This is a genomic window from Pelosinus sp. IPA-1, assembly GCF_030269905.1.
GTDB lineage: Bacteria > Bacillota > Negativicutes > DSM-13327 > DSM-13327 > Pelosinus.
Genome location: NZ_BSVC01000036.1, coordinates 1 through 530, shown reverse-complemented (window position 1 = coordinate 530; position 530 = coordinate 1). Strand labels below are relative to the sequence as shown.

Below are 530 nucleotides of genomic sequence, written 5' to 3'. Positions count from 1 at the left end.
TAAAATACAACATTCGGTATTAGCACCACTTTCGCAGTGTTGTCCCCATCTAGAAGGTAGGTTGTCTACGCGTTACTCACCCGTTCGCCACTAAGATTCCATTGCTGAAATCTCCGTTCGACTTGCATGTGTTAGGCACGCCGCCAGCGTTCGTCCTGAGCCAGGATCAAACTCTCCAATAAATTATATTAGAGAACCTTGATGGCTCTTTAAAAAACTAGCTTTTGTTAATCTCACCGAAGTGGATCAACTTTGTTTTGTACTCAAACGAGTACCGCACATCTGGCTTATTTTAACCTTACTTACATTGTTTAGTTTTCAAGGAACACATGGCCGCTTTCGCAACCGGAATATTAGTATAACACAGTTTTATTCACCATGTCAACATAATTATTTTAGTACTTATTGCCAGCCCCGCTGACAACTTACTTAGTATAACATCAAGTCACACGTTATGTCAAGTACTATTTAGAGAAAATAATAGAGCACTCACAAAGAATGAGTGCTCTAACCGGCAACTACCTATCCTC

At 40.4% G+C, this 530-nt stretch carries 1 rRNA gene; it reads right to left on the bottom strand.

Annotation, left to right across the window (positions count from 1 at the left end):
• Positions 1–182: ribosomal RNA gene (locus QSJ81_RS25680) — 16S ribosomal RNA — on the bottom strand; the annotation flags it as partial.
• Positions 183–530: the final 348 nt, after the last annotated feature.